The sequence below is a fragment of the Dactylosporangium thailandense genome, assembly GCF_059739745.1.
In genome coordinates this window covers 5,955,831-5,976,506 of record NZ_AP029195.1, presented here as the reverse complement: position 1 = coordinate 5,976,506, position 20,676 = coordinate 5,955,831, and the positions used below count along the sequence as shown (strand labels likewise).

Sequence of the window (20,676 nt, the reverse complement as noted above, 5' to 3'; positions counted from 1 at the left end):
ATCCCAGCTCAGGGCGGTCGGACGTTAACGGTTCTGTTACGCGCAGGTGTCCGGCGTGTCCTTGACACGCTCGGCAGCCCTCGCCAAGATGTAAAAACCAAGCGCTTGTTAGGTTTTGAATCGAGCGAACAATCCACCCGAGGCTGACGATTCGTATAATTCCGACAGGGGTAGACATGGGCGTTTTAGCGACGAGGTCTCGTCGTATCGTCGTCGGCCTGGCGCTCACGGCGCTCGCGCTGGCGGGCTGTGGCGACAAGGCGGGTGACGAGAAGCCGAGCAACGGCACCGCGACCGGCGAGCCGATCATCATCGGCATGGACGAGGACAGCACCGGCTCCGGCGCGGCGTACAGCGTCATCGCCGGCAAGACGATCCGCCTCGCGATCCAGGAGATCAACAACAAGGGCGGCGTCCTCGGCCGGCCCCTGAAGCTCGTCGTCGAGAACGACGAGTCCGACCCGACCAAGGTGCCGGCGACGCTGCAGAAGCTGGCCAGCCAGGGCGCCAAGGCGCTGTTCCTGCAGAGCGGCAGTGCCGCGATCCTCCAGGCCAAGTCGACGCTCACGCAGCTCGGCCTGCCCGCGATCGCCCCGACCGGCGTGACCGCCACACTCGTCACGCCGCCGGACAACGAGCTCATCTACATGCTGGCCAACACGACCAACGACTGGGCCCAGGTCTACTGCGGCGCGTTCGCGGCGGCCGGCATCACCAAGATCGGCGTCCTCACCGACGACACCACGACGATCGCGGCCCTCGACAAGGCCCTGTTCGCGCAGATGACCTGCGTGCAGTTCGTGGCCACGGAGAAGGGCGCGGCCAACGCCAGCGACCTGTCGGCGCAGGTGGCGCGGCTCAAGAACGCCAAGCCGGATGCCGTACTCGTGACGAGCGTCGGCGGCGCCTTCGAGGTGCTCGCGCAGAACACCCTCGGCACGCAGATGGCCGGCGTCAAGCGCTTCTCGCTCGCCTCCATCGGCAACCAGCCGTCCTCGTGGAAGCTGGCCTCGCCGGGTGCGCTCAACGGGCTCATCTTCATGGGCTCCATCAACACCGAGAACCCGCGCACCAAGGAGCTCATCAAGCTCCTGCAGGAGAAGAACGGCAAGGACTACGACATCACCGCGTACGACGCCCAGGCATGGGACGCCGTGCACGTGCTGAAGCAGGCCATCGAGAAGGCCGGCGGGGTGGACGACTCGAAGAAGCTCAACGAGGCCATCCAGAGCGTCCAGGCCTACCCGGCCACGTTCGGCCAGGCCAACTTCACGCTCAGTTTCAGCGCCAGCAAGCACCTGGGCGCGGATGGGCCGTGCGGCCTGTCTCTGGTCGAGTTCGGCTCGGACAACAAGCCGAAAGGCCCCTGGGCCACCTTCCAGCCCCCGTGTAACAAGTAACCCCACCCGCTAGAAAGGCAACGTCGTGGGCCAGTTGCAGCTGTGGTTGTCCGCGCTGGAGATGGGATGCTTCTTCGGCCTGCTAGCGCTGGCCTACTACCTGGTGCTGGTCGGGGCGGGGTTCTTCAACTTCGCCATCGGCCCGTACGCGATGGTCGGCGGCCTGTGCACGTCCTACCTCGTGCTCTACGAGGACATGAACGTCTGGGCCGCCGCCCTGATCGCGGTGCTCGTCTCCGCCGCGCTGGCGGTGGTCACCGAGCTCGCGGTGGTCCGGCAGGTGCAGCGGCGCGCCGGGCGCGGTGAGCTGCCGGCGCTGGTCGCGGTCGCCGCGGTCCTGTTCGCCATCCAGCAGCTCGGCGGCTACCTCTTCGGCTACACCACCCTCCCGGGCCAGGCCCTGCTGACGTTCGACCCGGTGCCCCTCGGCGACACCGTGGCGCAGCCCAGCACCGTGCTGCTGCTCGGCTTCACCGTCGTCGCGTTCGCGGCGGCCGCCCTGTGGATCCGGTACACCCGGACGGGGCGGCTGCTGCGGGCGGTCGGCGACAGCACCCACGCCGCGGGCCTGCTGGGCCTGCCGGTGAACCGGGTGCGGCTCATCGCCTTCCTCGTCTCCGGGCTGCTGGCCGGCATCACCGGCCTGCTGTTCGCCCCGAAGGCGGGCGTGAGCTCCCTGTCCGGGCTGAGCTGGGCACTGTCGGGCTTCCTGGCGATGGTGGTCGGCGGCACCGGCTCGGTCTGGGCCCCGCTCGTCGGCGGCCTGCTGCTCGGGCTGGTCGAGGTGTTCGTCCCGTACTACTTCGGCGGCCAGTCCCACGTCTACGGGCTGCTGCTCGTCGCCCTGCTGTTCTTCGCCTTCAAGCCGAGTGGCCTGTTCGTACGGAGGATTCGAGCATGAAGCGGGTTCCCGGGTCCTTCGGTCTCCTGCTGGGCCTGGTCGGCGCGGCCCTGATCCTGCTGTGGGTCGGCGCCGACGGCTACAAGCAGACCCTGATCACCACCACGGCCACCTACGCGCTCATCGCGCTCGGGATGTACGTGCCCTACCTCATGGCCGGCTCACTGTCGATGGCGTACGGCGCGTACGCGGGCATCGGCGGCTACGCGGTCGGCCTGCTGTCCTCGCGCACCGGCCTGCCGCTGATCCTCGCCTGGATCGCCGGCCCGGTCGTCGCCGCCGCCGTCGCGGTGCTGCTCGGCCTGGCCACCCGCCGGCTGTCCGGGTTCTTCCTGGCCGCCGTCACGCTGCTGTTCGGCATGGCCTTCACCGCGCTGCTCGTCGACGCCGAAAGCCTCTCCGGCGGCTCCGGCGGCCTCGGCTCGCTGCGCAAGCTCAACATCCTGGGCTGGGTGCCCTCGCACTACCAGGTCGTCGTGGGCTCGCTGGTCGTCGTGTGCGTCATCGCGTTCCTGCTCGACCGGCTGCGGATGTCGCCGTGGGGCGTGATCGTGCGGACCATGCGCGACGCGCCGCGCGCCGTGGAGGCGGCCGGGGTGCGGGTGTCGGTGATGAACCTCGTGTCGCTGGCCATCGGCGCCGCGATCGCGGCCGTCGGCGGCGGGCTGTTCACCTACTCGGCCGGCAGCGTCACGCCCGACACGTTCACGCTGAACCTGGTGTTCCTGGCCATCTTCATGCCCCTCATCGGCGGCTCCGCGACCCCGTGGGGCGCCGTGCTCGGCGCGGTCATCGCCGTCGAGCTGACGCTGAACTTCCCGGCGGTGCAGACCAGCGGCACGCTGATCCTCGCGCTGGGTGTGCTCGTGATCCTGCTGCTCGCGCCGCAGGGCGTGATCGGCTACGCCAGCCGGCTGGCGCGACTCGTGGGGGGAAGACGTGGCTGAGACCTTGCTGGTCGGCTCCGGGCTGACCAAGCGGTACGGCGGGGTCACCGCCCTGCAGGACGTCTCGTTCGAGCTGCGGTCGGGCGAGATCCTGGGCCTGGTCGGGCCCAACGGCGCCGGCAAGACCACGCTGGTCGACCTCATCTCCGGGGCCCAGCCGGCCACGGAGGGCGAGCTGACCCTGCGCGGGCAGCGGCTCTCCGGGCCGGCCGCCAAGCGCGCCAAGGCCGGCCTCGCGCGCACGTTCCAGTACCCGCAGCTGGCCCTCGACCTCACCGTGGCCGAGAACCTGCTGCTGGGCCGGGCCGCGCGCCGCCACGGCACCGTGTGGCAGATGGTCGCCGGCAGCTTCGCCGGCGCCCTGCGCCCGCACCTGGCGTCGGACACGCAGGCCGTGGCGAAGCTGGCCGAGGAGCTCGGGATCGACCGCCTCGACCGCTCGGCCGGCGACCTGTCCCTCGGCGAGCAGCGCCTCGTCGAGGTCGGCCGCGCGCTGGGCCAGGACCCGCTCGTGCTGCTGCTCGACGAGCCCTTCGCCGGCTCCGACGCGAGCGGTGTGCACGGCATCGTCGAGGTCGTCCGCACGGTGCAGCGCCGCGGCCACGCGGTGATCCTGGTCGACCACAACGTCGATCTGGTCGCCGGGCTGGTCGACCGGATCATGCTGCTCGACCGCGGCCGCGCCGTGTTCGACGGGAATCCGCAGGAGTGCCTCGCCAGCCCCGAGATGCAGCAGGTGTACTTCGGTGTCGCCGCTGCCGAAGACGATCAGGAGGATGCTTCCCATGTCGTCTCATGAGCTGCGGCTCGAGGGCCTGACGGTCCGCTACGGCCACGCCAGCGCCGTGACCGGCCTGGACCTGACCGCGCCCGGCGGCCAGATCACCGCGCTGGTCGGCCCCAACGGCGCCGGCAAGAGCAGTGCCCTGCTCGCCGCCTACGGCTCCGTGGCCGCCACCGGCAAGGTGTTCCTCGACGGCGAGGACGTGAGCCGGCTCAAGCCCGCCGCCCGCGCCCGGGCCGGGATCGCCGTCGTGCCCCAGGGCCGCCAGCTGTTCCCGAAGCTCAACGTCGCCGACAACCTGCAGGTGATGGCGGAGCTGCTGCGGCTGCCCCGCTCGGCCGTGGACACCGCGATCGACCGCTTCCCGATCCTGCGCACCCGGCTGAGGAGCCTCGTCGGCGTGCTCTCCGGCGGCGAGCAGCAGATGCTCGTCGTCTCCCGGGCACTGATGGGCTCGCCGCGCGTGCTCCTGCTCGACGAGATGATGACCGGGCTCGCCCCGCTCATCGTCCAGGAGTTGCTGCGCACGGTGACGCAGCTGGCGCGTGACGGCGTCGCGGTGCTCATGGCCGAGCCGGCCCTCGGCGCCGTTCGGGGCGCCGTGGACCGCGGCTACGTGCTGGTGCGAGGCGAGACGGTGGCCGCGAGCGAGGCCGGTGGGAAGGCGCTCGACGCGGTGTACCAGGCGAAGATGGGTGTCCTCAAGAGCGCCGTCTGACGGTGCTCTTGAGGGCCCGGCTAGGAGGCGTTGGACCGCTGCCGACGGCGTCCGGCCCGGACCAGCAGACCGCCGACCCCGGTGACGGCGACACCGGCGACGACGAGCCCGGTGAGCGTGCCGCTCGTCGCGCCGCCGGTGACGGGCAGCTGGGTCGGCGTCGCGGTGACGGTGTGCGACGGCGACTGGGTCGGTGACTTGGACGGCGACATCGACGGCGACTTGCTGGGCGACTTCGACGGCGACCGGCTCGGCCTGGGCGTCGGCGACTTGGTCTCGTGGGTGCGGGACGGGAACGGCGTCGGCCACCAGTCCCCGGTGGCCGGGGCCGGGGCCTGCGCCACATGGGACCAGCTCGGCAGGACTCCTGGCCCGGCGACGAGCAGGACGATGCCGGCTCCGGCAAGCAGCATGATACGAACGAATACACGTGACATGCCGGGTAGCTAACCGGCAGGTCTGGTGAGCAGGTCCTCACATTGGGGGGCGGTATCCCGGCGGCCCCCGCATCACCCACGCCCGATGGCCGTGCCGGACTCCGGCACGGCCATCGCCGGTGGGCCCGGCCGCGAGCACCGTCACACCGTTGCCGCCCCGAATCCGGGCATCCCCATGCGTCGATCGTGGTCTACTGGAAGGAAGTTGAACGCGTTCAAAATCGGGGAGGACGCCATGGGGCTGACCGAGTGGGCGCGCGTGCTCGTCGCCGCGCTGGTCGGGCTGGGCATGCTGGTCGTGGTACCGCTGGGGCTGCGCCTGATCCCCGGGGCCTGGCCCGCCGACCGGCTCCGGTGGTGGTTCGCGGGGGCCGTGCCGGGCGCCGTCTCGCTCTGGCTGCCGCGCGGTCCGGTGGCGGCCGGGCTCGCCGCGCTCTACCTCCTCGTCGCGCTCGCGCTGCTCGCGCGCGCCCGGCCGCGGCTCGGCGTCGCGGCGTGCACGGCGCTCGCCGCGCCGGCGGTGGCGGCGAGCGCGCTGGTGGCGGAGCGCGCGGGCTTCCGGCTGATGGGCTTCCGCCTCGACGTGCTGGCGCTGACCGAGGCGCACTTCCACTACGCCGGGTTCGCGGCGGCGCTCGTGGCCGGGCTCGTCAGCGCGTACGACGGCGGAAACCGGGCCGGGCGAACCGCCGCGCTCGCCGTGCCCGCGGGCACCGGGCTGGTGCTCGCCGGCTTCTTCGTGGGGGAGTGGGTCGAGCTCGCCGGGGCCGCCGTGCTGACGGCCGGGATGTGGCTCGCCGCGTGGACCACGCTGCGCGCGGTGCGGCCCGCCACCGCGGACCCGGTCGCGCGGGCGCTGCTCGCCGTGTCGGCCGCGGTGCTCGCCGTGACCATGGTGCTCGCGCTCGACTGGGCGCTGGGCCACGTGACGGCCGTGCCCCGCCTGCCGTTGTCGTGGATGGTCGCGACCCACGGCGTTGCCAACGCGCTCGGGTTCGCGTTGTGCTCGGTGCTGGCCTGGCGGCGGGTCGGCGCGTTTTCTTGACTCATTCCAGAAAACGCGAAAGACTACCGAGCGTCCTCGTACTGCCTATCACGCGACTTTCGCGCCGGATTCCGAGCCCCAGGAGAACAACGTGGGAAGTGACAGCAACGGTCTCATCTCGGGCGAGGCGCCCGTCCGCCCGCCGAAGGCCCGGTCCAACAAGGACTGGTGGCCCAACCAGCTCGATGTGAGCGTGCTGCACCAGAACTCGCCGGCCGCCGACCCCATGGGCGGCGGCTTCGACTACGCGGCCGAGTTCACCAGCCTCGACCTCGCCGCCGTGAAGGCGGACATCACCGAGGTCATGACGACCTCGCAGGAGTGGTGGCCGGCCGACTACGGCCACTACGGCCCGCTGTTCATCCGGATGGCCTGGCACAGCGCGGGCACCTACCGCATCACCGACGGCCGCGGCGGCGCCGGCGCGGGCGAGCAGCGCTTCGCCCCGCTCAACAGCTGGCCCGACAACGCCAGCCTGGACAAGGCGCGCCGGCTGCTGTGGCCGGTGAAGAAGAAGTACGGCAAGAAGCTCTCCTGGGCCGACCTCATGGTGCTGGCCGGCAACTGCGCGCTGGAGTCGATGGGCTTCGAGACCTACGGCTTCGGCGGCGGCCGCGCCGACGTGTGGGAGCCGGAGCAGATCAACTGGGGCACCGAGGAGACCTGGCTCGGCGACCAGCGCTACCACGGCGAGCGCCAGCTCGAGAAGCCGCTCGCCGCGGTGCAGATGGGCCTCATCTACGTCAACCCCGAGGGCCCCAACGGCAACCCCGACGCGCTCGCCGCGGCCCGGGACATCCGCGAGACGTTCCGCCGCATGGCGATGAACGACGAGGAGACGGTCGCGCTCATCGCCGGCGGCCACACGTTCGGCAAGGCCCACGGCGCCGCGTCGCCGGACGACAACGTCGGGCCCGAGCCCGAGGCCGCTCCGCTGCAGGAGATGGGCATGGGCTGGAAGAACGGCTACGGCTCCGGCAAGGGCGGCGACACCATCACCAGCGGCCTCGAGGGTGCCTGGACGCCGACGCCGACCAAGTGGGACAACAGCTTCTTCGAGACGCTGTTCAGCTTCGAGTGGGAGCAGACCACCAGCCCGGCCGGCGCCAAGCAGTGGAAGCCGACCGACCCGGCCGCCGGTGACCTGGTGCCCGACGCGCACGACGCCGCCAAGCGCCACGCGCCGATGATGCTCACCACCGACCTGGCCCTGCGCGTCGACCCGGTGTACGAGGAGATCTCGCGCCGCTTCTACGAGAACCCGCAGGAGTTCGCGGCCGCCTTCGCCAAGGCGTGGTTCAAGCTGACCCACCGCGACATGGGCCCGCTGCGCAACTACCTCGGCCCGCTGGTGCCGGCCGAGCCGCTGATCTGGCAGGACCCGGTGCCGGCGGTCGACCACGAGCTGGTCGGCGCGGCCGACATCGCCGCGCTCAAGGCGAGCATCCTCGGCTCCGGCCTGTCCGTGGCCGAGCTCGTCGCCACCGCGTGGGCGTCGGCCTCGACGTTCCGCGGCACCGACAAGCGCGGCGGCGCCAACGGCGCCCGGGTGCGCCTGGCCCCGCAGAACGCGTGGGAGGTCAACGACCCCGACCAGCTGGCCCGCGTCCTGCGCACGCTCGAGGGCATCCAGCAGGAGTTCAACGCCAGTGGCAAGCGCGTCTCGCTCGCCGACCTCATCGTGCTCGGCGGCGCCGCGGCGCTCGAGCAGGCCGCGAAGGCCGCCGGGGTCGAGGTCGAGGTGCCGTTCACGCCCGGCCGCACCGACGCGACCGCCGAGCAGACGGACGTCGAGTCCTTCGCGGTGCTGGAGCCGACGCACGACGGCTTCCGCAACTTCCTGGGCAAGGGCCACAGCCGCCCGGCCGAGCAGCTGCTGATCGACCGCGCCCAGCTCCTGCGCCTCACCGCGCCGGAGATGACCGTGCTCGTCGGCGGCCTGCGCGTCCTCGGCGCCAACACGGCCGGCTCGGCCCAGGGCGTCCTCACCGACCGCCCCGGCGTGCTGTCGAACGACTTCTTCGTGAACCTGCTCGAGTTCGGCACCACCTGGGCGCCGACCTCGGACACCGAGGAGTCCTTCGAGGGCCGCTCCGGCGACGGCGCCGTGCGCTGGACCGCGAGCCGCGTCGACCTGGTGTTCGGCTCGAACTCGGTGCTGCGCGCCCTGGCCGAGGTCTACGCGAGCGACGACGCCGCGGAGAAGTTCGTCGCGGACTTCGTGGCCGCGTGGAACAAGGTCATGACGGCCGACCTGGCGTAGTCACAGCCTGGTCATCGCGAGGGGGCGCCGGGCACTTCGCCCGGCGCCCCTTTTCAGGCGACCGCGGCGGCACGGTGCCCGAGCAGGCCGCTCCGGTGGCAGGCTGGCGATCGTGCTGGAGTACTTCGAGGACTACGAGCCGGGCACCGTCGTCGAGGGCGGCGCCGAGGTGGCCGACGAGGCGGAGATGCTGGCGTTCGCGCGGCGGTTCGACCCGCAGCCGATCCACGTCGACGCCGCGTTCGCCGCTACCGGGCCGTTCGGCGGGCTGATCGCGAGCGGGTGGTACACGGCCGGGCTCTTCATGCGGCTGTACGCCGAGCGGTACCTCTCCCGCGTGGCCAGCCTCGCCTCGCCGGGCGTCGACGAGCTGCGGTGGCCGGTGCCGGTGCGGCCGGGGGATCGGCTGCGCCTGCGCGCGACCGTGCTGTCGGCGCGCCCGTCGGGCTCGAAGCCGGACCGGGGCGTCGTGCGAACCCGCGGCGAGCTGCTCAACCAGGACGACCAGGTGGTGCTGAGCCTGCTCGCCGTGAACCTGCTGCGTAAACGGCCCGCCTCGAACACCTAGGTCAGGGACGCGTCGTGGGCGAGCAGGGCAACCTGGGTGCGGTTGTTCAGCGATGCGGGCCCGCTCCAGCCGGCGCGCCCGGGCGACCCGCAGCCCCTGCTCGGCCTCGGCGCGCTCGACGGGAGCACGCCGCGGGGCGGATCGGCGAGCCCCGTGGTCATGGCCGCAGCGACAGGGCGAGGACTCCGGTACTCCGCGAAACTTTCAGATACGACCAGCGCCGATGTCCGGGCCCGGCCCCGGGCGTTGACGGCCGGTCCGGGCGCGGCGGGACACTCGCCCGCGTGGAGATCGTGGTGGCGTTCGCGGGCGACGACGGCGGGGTCGAGGAGCTGACCTGGGGGCAGCGCGACGTCTGGGACCTCATGCGGCGCACCGGCCGGACGATGAACATCGGCGGCACGGTGCCGGCCGCCCCGGGCGAGACCGTCGAGCACCTCGCCGGCCTGCTGCGTTTCATCGTGAGCCGGCACCAGGCCCTGCGCACCCGGCTCGTGGCCACCGGGGCGCACACGCCGCCGCGGCAGGAGGTGCACCGGTCCGGCGAGATCGCGATGGAGCTCGTCGCCGCCGGGCCGGACGCGGAGGTCACGGCGGAGGCGCTGCGCGTGCGCTACCAGACCACGCACTTCGACCCGTTCGGCGAGTGGCCGGTGCGGATGGGCGTCGTGGTCGACGGCGAGCGCCCGACGCACGTGGTGCTCATGTACTACCACGTCCTCGTCGACGGCTTCGGCATCGACGCGATCGTGCGCGACCTCGCGAACCTCGGCGACCCGTCGGCGCCGGTGCTGGGGGTCCGGCCGCTGGAGCTCGCCGCGCGGCAGCGCGAGCCCGCCGCGCTGCGCCAGAGCGAGCAGGCGCTGCGGCACTGGGAGCGCCAGCTCGACCGCGTCCCGCCCCGACCGCACCCGGAGCCGGCCGACCCGGGCCTCGGCGCGCCGCGCCACTGGGAGGTCGTGTGCTCCTCGCCGGCCCTGGCCCTCGCCGTGCGCGCCGTCGCCGCCCGCACCGGCCTCGCCTCCGGCCCGATCCTGCTCGCCGCGTACGCGACCGCCCTGGCCCGCGCCACCGGCATCGCGACCGCCGCGGTGCAGATCGTGGTCAGCAACCGGTTCCGGCCCGGCTTCGCGGAGGCGGTCACGAGCCTGCGCCAGTTCGGCCTCTGCGTGCTCGGCACCGACGCCCCCTTCGACGAGATCGTCGCGCGGTCCTGGGCGGCGATGCTCGCGGCCTTCAAGCACGGCTACTTCGACGGCGCCGCCGCGGGCCGCGACCTGGAGGCCTGGTCGTGCTACCTCAACGACCGCCGCCGCGGCACCGACGACCCCGCCGGCGAGCCGCCGACGGCCGGGGCGATCCGCGCCGCCCAGGCCGAGGGCAGCGTGCGCTGGGGCGTGCGCGAGGAGACCTACGACGGCACGTTCTACCTGCACGTGGAGGACGAGCCGGGGCGCATCGCGTACAGCCTGTGGGGCGACACCCACCGCTATGCCCCCGCCGTCATCGAGCGGTGCGCGCGTGACCTGGAGGCGGTCGTGATCGAGGCCGCCCTGACCCCGGCTACCGTGGGGGCGTGAGCGACGACGACACCGGGTGCACGCTGACCGTCTGCCGCGACTGCTGCTGCGGCAGCGCGGCCAAGCACCCGGGGGTCGACCACACCGCCCAGCTCGACGGCCTGCGGGCCGCGCTCGCGCCGCGCCACCGGGTCCGCACGAGCCTCTGCCTGGACGTGTGCGAGCAGTCCAACGTGCTCGTCGTGCACCCGGCCCCGGCCGCCCGCCGCGCGGGCGCCCGCCCGGTCTGGTTCGGCCTGGTGCTGGCCGAGGAGATCGTGGCGGACGTGGTGCGGTGGGTGGACGCCGGCGGCCCCGGCGTCGCCGAGCTGCCCGCGACCCTGGAGCTGTCGGTGATCCCGGGCCGGGCCGTCGGATCGGCCGCGATCGGATAGATTGCCGTCATGGCGGCGCGTTGGACGGTCCCGGCCGGGCTCGGGGTGCTCTGGCTGGCGGCGGTCGCGCTGCTGACCCGGGACGTCCTGGCCCGCGTGGTCGAGATCGCCGGGCCGGACCCGGTCACCGGCCGCCTCGAGTTCGTCCTCGCGGGGGTGCTCATCGCCGGGCCGCTCGTCGTGGCCGGGGCCGCGGCCGGGCTGCGCGTCCCCCGGCTGCCGCAGATCGCGCTCGTCGTCGCCGGGGTGACCGTGCTGCCCGCGATCATCCTGAGCCTCAACGGCTCCCGGCAGCTGGCGACCCCCGAGCCGGAGCCGACCCGCGGGCGGCAGTGCGTCGTGTTCAGCGGCGGCACCAACACCTGCCCCGGCGGCTGAGTGGCGGGAACGGCGCGGCGACGGTAGAAGATGTCATGGACTGGACCGTCATCCCGCCGCTGCTGCTCGCCCTGCTCCTCGGCGCCGTCGTCGGCCTGGAGCGCGAGATCGGCGCCCAGCCCGCGGGCCTGCGCACCCACATGCTCGTCGCGGTCGGTGCGGCGCTGTTCACCGTGGCCGGCTTCGAGCTCGGCGCCGACCGGACCCGGATCGCCGCCCAGGTCGTGACCGGCATCGGGTTCCTGGGCGCGGGCGCCATCTTCAAGGAGGGCGTGAACATCAGCGGGCTGACCACGGCCGCCTCCCTGTGGGTCACCGCCGCGATCGGCCTGGCCAGCGGGCTGCGGCTCTACTGGGCCGCGGTCCTCGTCACCGTCGTCGCGCTCGCCGCCCTGTGGCTGTTCAAGGTGGCCGAGGCCAACTGGCTGCCGGACCGGCACCGCATCCAGATCACGCTGACGCTGGCGCCCGACTACGCGCTGGACGAGGTCGAGCGGGCCGCGGCCGAGACGCTGCCGACCGCGCACGTGCTGCGCATCGACTATGCCGGGCACGATCAGTCCATCGTGCTCACCGCCCGCGGGGACAACGACACCTCGCTGCCCGCGATCGCCGAGGCGCTGCGGCGGCTCGACGGGGTGCAAGGGGTCGAGATCTCTCGCTGAATGCTTTCGCGCGTATACGTACCGTCGCTAAAGAAGATTTAAGAACGGACTTTCCAAAAAATGTAATCGAGTCGGGTCACGGGTCCTGACAACGATCTTCCGGAGAGCGCTCTCTAAGTTTTCCTTTGGTCTCTTGAACCCGCATGCGAGCCCTTTGAATACTGGCCGCGGCACCCGAGCCGGCAGAGAAGGATCGACATGCCCAACCAGAGAATCCGCCTGAGAACCCGTGTCCTCATCGCGGCCGCCGCGGTCGCCGTTGCCGGTGGCGCCGGCGGCGTCTACATGGCGACCGCGAGCGCGGACGAGAACACGGCGCCCAAGCTCGAGGCCGAGAGCTTCTCGGCCCAGTCCGGCGCGCAGACCGAGAACACCGCGGACACCGGCGGCGGCAAGAACGTCGGCTGGCTCGCCAACGGCGACTGGCTGCAGTACGACAACGTGACCCTCGGCGGCGCCGACCTCAGCGTCCGCATCGCCGCCCAGAACAAGGCCGGCGGCTCCATCGAGCTGCACCTCGGCTCGCCCACCGGCCAGCTGCTGGCCACGTTCCCGGTCGCGTACACGGGCAACTGGCAGTCGTGGAAGACCGTCACCGCGACGGCCATCTCGGTGCCGGCCGGCAAGCAGACCGTCGTCGCGGTCATGAAGAGCGCCCAGCAGTGGGACTTCGTCAACATCAACTGGTTCACGCTCGGCAGCGGCGGCCGCCCGCCGGCCACGGCCACGGTCGCGCCGCCCACCACCGCCGCGCCGTCGCCGACCAAGGGCAACCCGACGTCGACGCCCACCGGCGGCACGGGCGCCGGCACCGCCGGCTGGGTGGACGTCGACCAGGCCGCCTGGCAGCAGCAGGTCGCGGCGTTCAACAAGCTCCAGCAGCTCCCGGTCCCGGCCGGCACGACCCGCGTCTCGGAGTTCCACACCGACTGCTCGGTGTCGGGCGAGGCGCCGGACGACCCGATCGTGTTCCCGGGCCTGGCGGGCGCCTCGCACATGCACACGTTCTTCGGCCCGAAGGTCACCGCGACCAGCAAGCCGGCCGACCTGTTCGGCGAGACCACCAACTGCAACGCCCCGGGCGACAACAGCGCCTACTGGGTGCCGCAGCTGCAGAAAAACGGCCAGCCGGTCAAGATGAAGAGCTTCCGGGTGTACTACGGATCGCGCCTGCCCGACCCGTCGGTCACGATGCCGTTCCCGCCCGGGCTGGTCATGATCTCCGGTGACGCCAAGCGCCAGGTCGCCACGCCGAAGGGCGCGAACGGGCAGTTCTGGTGCGCGGGCAGCGCCGAGGTCGGCCGCAGCGCCGACGGCAACTGGCCGGTCTGCGCGGCCGGCGGCAACCTCATCTTCCAGCTGACCTTCGCCGACTGCTGGGACGGCAAGCACATCGACTCGCCGGACCACAAGTCGCACATGGGCAACGCGGTCAACGGCAAGTGCCAGGGCGACTACCCGGTCGCGATCCCCAACCTGTCCTTCATGGTCAACTACGACTCGCTGGGCGGCGACGGGCTGGCGCTCTCCTCCGGCATGGCCTCCTCGATGCACGGCGACTTCATGAACGCGTGGAAGCCCGAGAACCTCGGCCCGCTCGTGAAGGTGTGCCTCGACGCCCACGCCAAGTGCGGCACCACCCCGTCGTTCACCGGCGGCTGATCCTCGGCCCGCTCCACGCCGCCGCGGGCTGAAGTTTCATCTCCATGAAACCCAGCTCGCGGCGGCGGGGGGTAATGTCCCGTCATCTTCGACGACATTGATCCCTTCATCGGCACCGCCGCGACCGACCTGCCTCCCGCCCGGGGCCTGGCCGGCACCTGGTGGTGGCCGAAGCCGCAGGTCGGCAACACGCACCCCGGCGCCACCTCGCCCCTGGGCATGGTCTCCGCCTGTGCGTACTCCGGGGCATACCCCACCGGCTACGGCCGGTACGCCAAGAACACCGAGGGGGTGCCGGAGCTGCTCTTCGACCGGCTCCAGGCCTCCGGGTTCACCCACTTCCAGCAGTCCGGCACCGGCGCGATCCGCAAGTACTACAACTACGTGCGCGTGACCCCGATGGTGCAGCAGCTCGACGCGCTCGGCGAGTCCTGGCCGCTGCGCGAGGAGGTGGCCGAGGCCGGGTACTACGCCGCTACCCTCGGCACCGGCGTGCGCTGCGAGATCACCGTCGGCGAGAAGGTCGCCGTGCACCGGTACACCTTCCCGGAGAGCAGCAGCGCCCGGATCGTCATCGACCTGTCCTGCGGCGGCCTCGCCATCGACCTGGGCCGCACGGTGCCGCTGCGCGCGCAGGCCGAGAGCCTCGGGCACGGCCGGGTGCAGGGCACGGTCGACATGGAGGGGGTGCCCCTCTCCGTGCACGCCGAGGTGGTGAGCCGCGGCTGGCGGCAGATGCTGTGGTACGACCGCCGCCTCATCGACGGCGGCACACGTCTCGATTTCGACAGCATCCGCCACACCACCCTGCGGCCGTTCGGCATGCTGTTCATGGGCCCCACGCGGGCCGGCCAGACGGTGGAGATCCGCCTCGGCTTCTCCCTGCGCGGCTGCGACCAGGCGGCCCGCAACCTGGAGCGGGAGTGCGGGCCGGCCGGCGACGCGTTCGACCGCGTGCGCGACGCGACCCAGGACCGCTGGCGCGAGCACCTCGGGCGGGTGCGGGTCGACGGCGGCAGCCCGGCCCGGCGCACGGTGTTCGCCACCGCGATGTACCACTCCCTGATCAAGCCGTGCTTCGCCGACGACGAGAGCCCGTTCTGGCCGAACTCCGGCCCGTTCGCGTTCGACGTCTGCACCATGTGGGACATCTACAAGACCCAGCTGCCGCTGCTGGCCGCGGTCGCCCCCGAGCGCTCGGCCGACCTGCTCGAGTCGCTGATCCGGGTCTGCGAGGAGGAGGGCAACTTCCCGATCGGCTACCGCATGGCCCGCGGCGCCGACCGCTTCTTCCGCCAGGCCAGCGCGCTCGCCCACACCGTGCTCGCCGACGCCCACGCGCTCGGCACGGCCCCGCTGGACTGGAACTGGGCGCTCGTGCACATGGTCGACGACCTGCGCCGGATGTACGGCGAGGACTTCTTCGAGCACGGCATCGTCCACCCGATCAGCCACACCCTCGACCTCGCCTACGCCCACCACTGCACCGCCAAGGTGGCCCGCGCCCTCAACGACGTGCACCTCGCCGAGGACCTCGAGCGGCGCAGCCGGCACTGGATCAACGCCTTCGACCCGGTCACCGGCCTGCTGCGCGACTCGGAGTTCTACGAGGGCGGCAAGTGGAACTACTCGTTCCGGCTGCTGCACGACATGGCCGCCCGGATCGCTCTCGGCGGCGGCGACGAGGAGTTCATCGGCAACCTCGACAAGTTCTTCGGCTTCGGCGCCCCGCCGGTCACCCAGCCGGGCCGCCGCCCGCAGCCCGCGGAGATGCTGGCCGGCTACGCGCTGAACCGGTTCGAGGGCCTCAACAACGAGCCCGACATGGAGGCGCCGTGGGCGTACCACTACGCCGGGCGCCCCGACCGGACCGCCGAGATCGTGCAGGCCGCGCTCACCTGGCAGTTCGGCACCGGGCCGGGCGGGCTGCCGGGCAACGACGACTCGGGCGGGCTCAGCTCCTGGTACGTCTGGGCGTCGCTCGGGCTCTTCCCGGTGGCCGGGCAGAACCTCTTCCTGATCAACGCGCCCGCTTTCGAGCGCTCCGCCGTGCGGGTCGGCGACCGGGAGTTCATCGTGGAGACCAGCGGCCACCGATCGACGCCCATCGGCGCGGACGGGCTCGACGGTGACCCGGCCCCGCAGTACGTCCAGTCGGTGAGCCTCAACGGCAAGCCGCTGGACGCCACCCACATCAGCGCCGCCGAGATCCACCGGGGCGGCCGGCTGCACGTGCGCCTCGGCCCGGAGCCCTCCGGGTGGGGCCACGACCGCCGGCACCGGCCCCCGTCGGCGTCCGACCGCGTGCTCGCAGCGAAGGAGACCAGGTGACGTACATCAACCGCCGCCTCGTCATCGTGGTCCGGGCGGACCCGGTCATCTGCGGCCACTCCGGCGAGGCGCGCAACCTCGCCGAGGTCGCCCTCCAGCGCGGCTTCGACGACGTCCGGCTGCTCACCTGGCCGATCGGCGCGCTGCAGGCCGCCGGGCTGCCGCTCAAGCCGCTCGACCGGCTGCTGCCCTACAGCCCCGGGATCACCGTCGAGCGGCCGGAGCCGGTCGGCGACTACCGGGTCCCCGACGGCCGGCACCTCGCCGGGCTCACCGGGCGGCTGACCGAGCTGCTGCTGGAGCCGGTGCCGACCACCTGCCTGTCCATGTACCTCGTCCCGCACGCCACCGTCGTGGCCGACGCGGTCGCGGCCGTGCGCGCCGCCGGCTTCAACCCGGACGTGCGCACCGTCGCCAAGGCCGTCGGCTCCGACGTGACCAACGTGATCCGCTCCTGCCTGCGCGACGGGCGGATGGGCGCGGCGATCGCCCTGTTCACCACGTTCCTGGGCAACGACGAGCTGGTGGCGGTGTCGGAGTACACCCGCGACGAGATCATCGCCGCGGCCGAGCAGGTCGACGCCCGCTGCGGCACCCGCTTCGCCGAGCAGTGCCGGCTGCGGGTCACCATCGGCTACCCGCCGATCGACGCCTCGGCCTACCTCGACCTCGATCCCGCCGCCGTCGACCACGCGCTGGCCCGGCGCGGGCTGGAGCGGGACGGGTACATCCTCTTCCTGTCCCGGGTCGCGCGGGCCAAGGGCATCCACGACCTCGTGGAGGCGTACCGGCGGATGCGCTGCCGCCCCGCCGTGAAGCTCGTCGTCGCCGGCACCGGCCCGGCCCTGGAGGAGATCCGGGCCCTGGCCGCGGGCGACGAGCGGATCGTGTTCCTCACCGACGTCGACGACGCCGAGAAGCCGCTGCTCATGCGGGGCTGCGCCGCGTACGCGCTGCCGACCCGGCCCGAGCCCGACTTCGTCGAGACGTTCGGCATCGCGCTGACCGAGAAGATGCTGGCCGGCGGCGGACCCGTGGTCACCACGCTCACCGGCGGCACCGGCGAGGCGGTCGGCGACACCGCCGTGATCGTCGAGCCCTTCGACGCGGACGGGCTCGCCGCGGCGCTCGACCGGGTGGTGCTGGAGATGCCGCCGGCCGAGCGGGCGGAGCGGGAGACGCGGGCGCGGGCCTACGCGATGGCCTTCGAGCGGACCGCGGTCTTCGATCGCCTGTTTCCGGATGCGGTACCGTCCGTCCGGTGAGCGATTACCGTGCGCTGGGCGAGGCCGCGTGGGCGTGGGTGCTGGAGCAGGTGCGTTTCTCCGACGGGCCGTGGCTGCCCGTCTCCGTGCCCGGCGACATGGCCGGCGACCGGGACTCGCTCTATGCCGGGATTGCCGGGATCGCGCCGGTGCTGGCCGAGATCCGGCAGTATCGCGCGCTCACGGCGGCCGAGGAGGAGCTGGCCGCCGGCATCGTCGCGCGGCTCTCCCGGGAGGTTCCGTCGCGCACGGACGTGTCGCTCTACGACGGGCTGGCGGGGGACGTGACGGCGCTGCGGCTCCTGGCGCCCGGCTCGGAGGCGGCCGCCGTCGCGCGTATCGTGTCGTTGCCGCTGCCGGAGTACCACGACATCATCTCCGGCACCGCGGGCGTGCTGCTCACCCTGTCCTGGCTGGGGGTCAGCCTCCCGTCGGCCGCCGCGGCCCTGGCCGAGGCCGGTGACGAGGCCGAGGGCGGGCTCGACTGGCGGATGAAGCCCGACTACCCGTCGAGCAACCCGAACTACTCGCACGGCACCGCGGGGGTCGCCGCCGCGCTGGCCCTGGCCGGCCGTACCGACGCCGCCCGGCGCGGGGCCGAGCACCTCCTCGCGATCGCCGACCTGTCCGGCGGCGGGTTCGTCCTGGAGCACACCATTCCGCGCTCGAAGCGGGAGGTGGAGCCGGTGACCTTCACCTGGTGCCACGGGCCCGCCGGCACGTCGCACGTCTTCGCCGCCCTCGGCCGCGCCGGCGTGCCGTCGATCGGCGAGCACACGGTGGCCGACCTGCGGCGGCGCTGCCTGCACTCGACGCTCACCTCGGGCATCCCGCAGCGGCTGCGGCCGGGCTTCTGGGACAACGACGGGCGCTGCTGCGGCACCGCGGGCGTCGGCGACATCCTGCTGGACGCGGCGCAGTCCCTGGGCGACGGCGAGTACCTCGACGGCGCCCGCACGATGGGCGACGCCCTGGTGTCGCGCGCCGTCGACGGGCGCTACTGGCGCTTCATCGAGTACCGCATCGAGGAGCCGCTGCTGCCGCCGGGCACGACCTGGATGCAGGGCGCGGCCGGGATCGCGGCGTTCCTGCTGCGCCTGGCCCGCGTCTCGGAAGCCGGGCTCTCGGCCCCGATCGTCGATCGCCCCGACCAGTTCTTCGCCGTGCCGGACGCGCTGCGCGTATCGCTCAGGGGCCTTCCCGGCCCGACAGCGCCAGCCGGGCCAGCTCGGACCGGGTGACCTGGACCCGCCTCGTGTCGCGGCCGCCGGCCGCGGCGATCTGGTCGGCGAGGTCATGGGCGGCCGCGAGGCGGTGCCGCCGGCGCCGGCGGTCACGCAGGCCGCCCGCGGCCCGGTAGCGGCGGCGCTGCCTCCAGCCGCCGGCCAGCGCGTCGAGCTCGACGGGGGTCAGCACGCCGGTGTCCACCTCGGGCTGCATGACCGCCCGCATGGCGTCGCGCTCCGGGCGCACCGTGATGCGGAAGACGGTGATGACGATCGCGATCGCGACCAGGGAGATGACCACCATCAGCACGATGACGACCAGCCCGTCGCCGCCGCTGAGCACGGTGGTGGAGTCCCACAGGAAGTGCAGCACCATGGCGGTCAGCATGAGGACGGGCCCGAGCACCGGGCGCCGCCGCTGCCCGGGCGTCCCGAGCAGGTAGACGAGGCCGGCGCAGAAGACGGCGCTGTAGAGGATGTGCGACGAGAAGCCGGTCAGCAGCCGCAGGACGTCGGTCTGCAGGCTGGTGGCGAGCTGATGGCTGCCGAACTGGTCGGGCGCGGACCGCAGCGCGTAGAGCACGTCCTCGACGATCTCGAAGCCCAGGCCGGTGAACGCGCCGAGGATGAACCCGTCGTAGGCGGTGCGCACCACGCGCGGGGCCAGGAACATCAGCAGGAGCACGCCGCTGCCCTTGCCGAGCTCCTCGAAGACCGGCGCGGTCAGCCCGGCGCCCCAGTCGAGGGAGAACTCCGGGCCGACCAGTTTCTGGTACAGGTGCAGCATGCTGGTGTTGGCGTGGACGGCGATGGTCCAGGTGGCGCCGAGACCGCCCCACACGAAGCCCGCGACCACGAGGCCGCGCGGTTGCCGGGAGTAGCGGTCGATGCGGGCGGTGAACCACCAGAGCAGCAGCCCGTAGACCGCGAAGATCAGGGCGCTGGTGCCCAAGGCCGGCCCGTACACGCGCACCTGGGAGTTGACCAGGTCGTACGCGAACCAGACACCGTAGCCGACCACGCCGGCGTAGACCCAGAAGCAGGCGTTGCGGGGCTGCCACAGGCTGAACCTGTTGCCCCACCCGGTCCGCTCGATCGCCGCCTGCCGCGCCGCGGTGGTCATGCGCCCCCTCCCTCCTGCGTCGGCCGCCCTTCACGTGCCGGCCGCCCTTCACGTGCCGGCTGCCCTTCACGTGCCGGTCGCCCTTCACGCGCCGGTCGCCCTTTCACGCGTCGGCTGCCCTTTCACGCGTTGGCTGCACCGAGCGGATCATGCCCGTGATCGCCGGTGCGGAGCTGACGTCCGCCGTCGCCGGGCCCAGCACCTCGATCTCCACCCCGGTCCGGCCGAACACGAACGCGGCCACCAGCCCCCTGGTGTGCGCCCCGTCGACGTGCGCCGTCACCCCGCGCTGGCCCGAGCCGTTGAGGATCGCCACCGGTTTGCCGGTCACCCGCGGGTCGCCGTTGCCCCGCAGGCCCGCGTCGGTCTTGCGGATCTGTGCCAGCAGCTGTTCCGGCGTGCCGTCGTACCTGTCGGCGGTCACCGTGAACCGGGCGCCCTCGTAGGTCACCGAGGCCCGGTTCGGATAGCCCCCGCCGCCGGTGGAGCGGCGCAGCCCGCTGACCAGGTTCGCGCCGGCCGCCGGGCTGAACTGCACGTCCGCGCCGACCTGCACGACGTCTCCGGCCCGCACCGGGTCGTGCAGTGGCACGGCGGCGTCGACGGCCGGCAGGATCCCCAGCGCGACCGCCACCAGCAGCGCGACCAGCCCGGCCGGCACCAGCGTGCGGCGGTCCAGCCCGAGGAGCCGGCGCTCGACCGGCACCCAGTGCTCGCGCCGGCGGTGCCGGCCTGGGCCTGGTGCCGCGCTGTGCGTCATGGGTCCTCCCAACCGGGCCGCCCCTCCGGGGCCGCCGGGCGACGATCACGACGCTACCAGCCGAATTGTCGGTTTCGCGGCTTCGGTGGCCGGGGCTCGGGCCGCCTGGCCGTGGCCGCCGTCGGCGTCGGGCTTCTCGCCGGTTTCCGGTTCTGGCCTTCTGACCGGTGCCCGGTTCGGTGGCCGGGGCTCGGGCTGCGCGGCCGCCGTCGGCATTTGGGCTGCCGGCCGGTTTCCGGGTTTGGCCTT

Annotated in this window: 20 protein-coding genes; 16 read left to right on the top strand and 4 right to left on the bottom strand. The window is 72.7% G+C overall.

Going from position 1 to position 20,676, the window contains the following annotated elements:
• Window positions 1-176 precede the first annotated feature (176 nt).
• The 5 genes from AC6JBM_RS26200 to AC6JBM_RS26180 are packed head-to-tail and all read left to right on the top strand — an operon-like array spanning window position 177 to window position 4,750.
• Complete coding sequence (locus tag AC6JBM_RS26200) at window positions 177-1,400, top strand: ABC transporter substrate-binding protein (RefSeq protein WP_497986218.1); 1,224 nt, start codon at window positions 177-179, stop codon at window positions 1,398-1,400.
• A 25-nt stretch (window positions 1,401-1,425) separates the two neighbouring features.
• The gene (locus AC6JBM_RS26195; protein ID WP_497986217.1) at window positions 1,426-2,301 is read left to right on the top strand and encodes a branched-chain amino acid ABC transporter permease; all 876 of its coding nucleotides are present in this window, start codon (window positions 1,426-1,428) and stop codon (window positions 2,299-2,301) included.
• Window positions 2,298-3,248 carry a branched-chain amino acid ABC transporter permease gene (locus tag AC6JBM_RS26190; protein ID WP_497986216.1) on the top strand — a complete coding sequence of 317 codons (951 nt, stop codon included), beginning with the start codon at window positions 2,298-2,300 and terminating at the stop codon, window positions 3,246-3,248. The genes AC6JBM_RS26195 and AC6JBM_RS26190 overlap by 4 nt, the downstream gene beginning before the upstream one ends.
• The gene (locus tag AC6JBM_RS26185) at window positions 3,241-4,047 is read left to right on the top strand and encodes an ABC transporter ATP-binding protein (protein ID WP_497986215.1); all 807 of its coding nucleotides are present in this window, start codon (window positions 3,241-3,243) and stop codon (window positions 4,045-4,047) included. The genes AC6JBM_RS26190 and AC6JBM_RS26185 overlap by 8 nt, the downstream gene beginning before the upstream one ends.
• Window positions 4,034-4,750, top strand: coding sequence for an ABC transporter ATP-binding protein (locus AC6JBM_RS26180; RefSeq protein ID WP_497986214.1), 717 nt, complete (start codon window positions 4,034-4,036; stop codon window positions 4,748-4,750). Before AC6JBM_RS26185 ends, AC6JBM_RS26180 begins: the two co-directional genes overlap by 14 nt.
• 20 nt (window positions 4,751-4,770) lie before the next feature.
• On the opposite strand, the gene AC6JBM_RS26175 is transcribed toward AC6JBM_RS26180, so the two are convergent.
• Window positions 4,771-5,163, bottom strand: coding sequence for a hypothetical protein (locus tag AC6JBM_RS26175; RefSeq protein ID WP_497986213.1), 393 nt, complete (start codon window positions 5,161-5,163; stop codon window positions 4,771-4,773).
• Window positions 5,164-5,422: 259 nt separating this feature from the next.
• Between AC6JBM_RS26175 and AC6JBM_RS26170 the strand changes: the two genes are divergently transcribed.
• From AC6JBM_RS26170 to AC6JBM_RS26160, 3 genes are all read left to right on the top strand, one after another.
• Complete coding sequence (locus tag AC6JBM_RS26170) at window positions 5,423-6,232, top strand: YndJ family protein (protein WP_497986212.1); 810 nt, start codon at window positions 5,423-5,425, stop codon at window positions 6,230-6,232.
• A 91-nt stretch (window positions 6,233-6,323) separates the two neighbouring features.
• A complete protein-coding gene (katG, locus tag AC6JBM_RS26165) occupies window positions 6,324-8,495 on the top strand; it encodes a catalase/peroxidase HPI (protein ID WP_497986211.1) in 2,172 nt (723 codons plus the stop codon).
• Between the two features lie 112 nt (window positions 8,496-8,607).
• Window positions 8,608-9,063, top strand: coding sequence for a MaoC family dehydratase (locus AC6JBM_RS26160; protein ID WP_497986210.1), 456 nt, complete (start codon window positions 8,608-8,610; stop codon window positions 9,061-9,063).
• Here the strand turns inward: AC6JBM_RS26160 and AC6JBM_RS26155 are convergent.
• Window positions 9,060-9,224 (bottom strand): hypothetical protein, encoded by a 165-nt coding sequence (locus AC6JBM_RS26155; protein ID WP_497986209.1) that lies wholly within the window; start codon window positions 9,222-9,224, stop codon window positions 9,060-9,062. The genes AC6JBM_RS26160 and AC6JBM_RS26155 overlap by 4 nt on opposite strands.
• 123 nt (window positions 9,225-9,347) lie before the next feature.
• Here AC6JBM_RS26155 and AC6JBM_RS26150 point away from each other — a divergent pair, with 123 nt between their 5' ends.
• The 8 genes from AC6JBM_RS26150 (at window position 9,348) to AC6JBM_RS26115 (ending at window position 18,559) form a co-directional block, all read left to right on the top strand.
• Window positions 9,348-10,643, top strand: coding sequence for a condensation domain-containing protein (locus AC6JBM_RS26150; protein ID WP_497986208.1), 1,296 nt, complete (start codon window positions 9,348-9,350; stop codon window positions 10,641-10,643).
• Between the two features lie 23 nt (window positions 10,644-10,666).
• Window positions 10,667-11,017 carry a hypothetical protein gene (locus tag AC6JBM_RS26145; RefSeq protein ID WP_433619339.1) on the top strand — a complete coding sequence of 117 codons (351 nt, stop codon included), beginning with the start codon at window positions 10,667-10,669 and terminating at the stop codon, window positions 11,015-11,017.
• 9 nt (window positions 11,018-11,026) lie between these two features.
• Entirely contained in the window at window positions 11,027-11,395 is a 369-nt protein-coding gene (locus AC6JBM_RS26140; RefSeq protein WP_497986207.1) for a hypothetical protein, read from the top strand.
• Between the two features lie 35 nt (window positions 11,396-11,430).
• The gene (locus AC6JBM_RS26135; protein WP_497986206.1) at window positions 11,431-12,060 is read left to right on the top strand and encodes an MgtC/SapB family protein; all 630 of its coding nucleotides are present in this window, start codon (window positions 11,431-11,433) and stop codon (window positions 12,058-12,060) included.
• Between the two features lie 198 nt (window positions 12,061-12,258).
• Window positions 12,259-13,722, top strand: a complete 1,464-nt coding sequence (locus AC6JBM_RS26130; protein WP_497986205.1) for a DUF1996 domain-containing protein — start codon at window positions 12,259-12,261, stop codon at window positions 13,720-13,722.
• A gap of 84 nt (window positions 13,723-13,806) precedes the next feature.
• Window positions 13,807-16,053 carry a glycoside hydrolase domain-containing protein gene (locus AC6JBM_RS26125; RefSeq protein WP_497986530.1) on the top strand — a complete coding sequence of 749 codons (2,247 nt, stop codon included), beginning with the start codon at window positions 13,807-13,809 and terminating at the stop codon, window positions 16,051-16,053.
• Entirely contained in the window at window positions 16,050-17,318 is a 1,269-nt protein-coding gene (locus AC6JBM_RS26120; protein WP_497986204.1) for a glycosyltransferase, read from the top strand. The genes AC6JBM_RS26125 and AC6JBM_RS26120 overlap by 4 nt, the downstream gene beginning before the upstream one ends.
• Entirely contained in the window at window positions 17,315-18,559 is a 1,245-nt protein-coding gene (locus AC6JBM_RS26115) for a lanthionine synthetase LanC family protein (protein WP_497986203.1), read from the top strand. The genes AC6JBM_RS26120 and AC6JBM_RS26115 overlap by 4 nt, the downstream gene beginning before the upstream one ends.
• Here AC6JBM_RS26115 and AC6JBM_RS26110 read toward each other — a convergent pair.
• Together AC6JBM_RS26110 and AC6JBM_RS26105 are read right to left on the bottom strand one after the other, a co-directional pair.
• Window positions 18,507-19,667, bottom strand: a complete 1,161-nt coding sequence (locus AC6JBM_RS26110) for a PrsW family intramembrane metalloprotease (RefSeq protein ID WP_497986202.1) — start codon at window positions 19,665-19,667, stop codon at window positions 18,507-18,509. The two genes, AC6JBM_RS26115 and AC6JBM_RS26110, sit on opposite strands and share 53 nt — an antisense overlap.
• 103 nt (window positions 19,668-19,770) lie before the next feature.
• On the bottom strand, window positions 19,771-20,427 hold the full coding sequence (locus tag AC6JBM_RS26105) for a hypothetical protein (RefSeq protein ID WP_497986201.1): 657 nt from the start codon (window positions 20,425-20,427) through the stop codon (window positions 19,771-19,773).
• Window positions 20,428-20,676 lie beyond the last annotated feature (249 nt).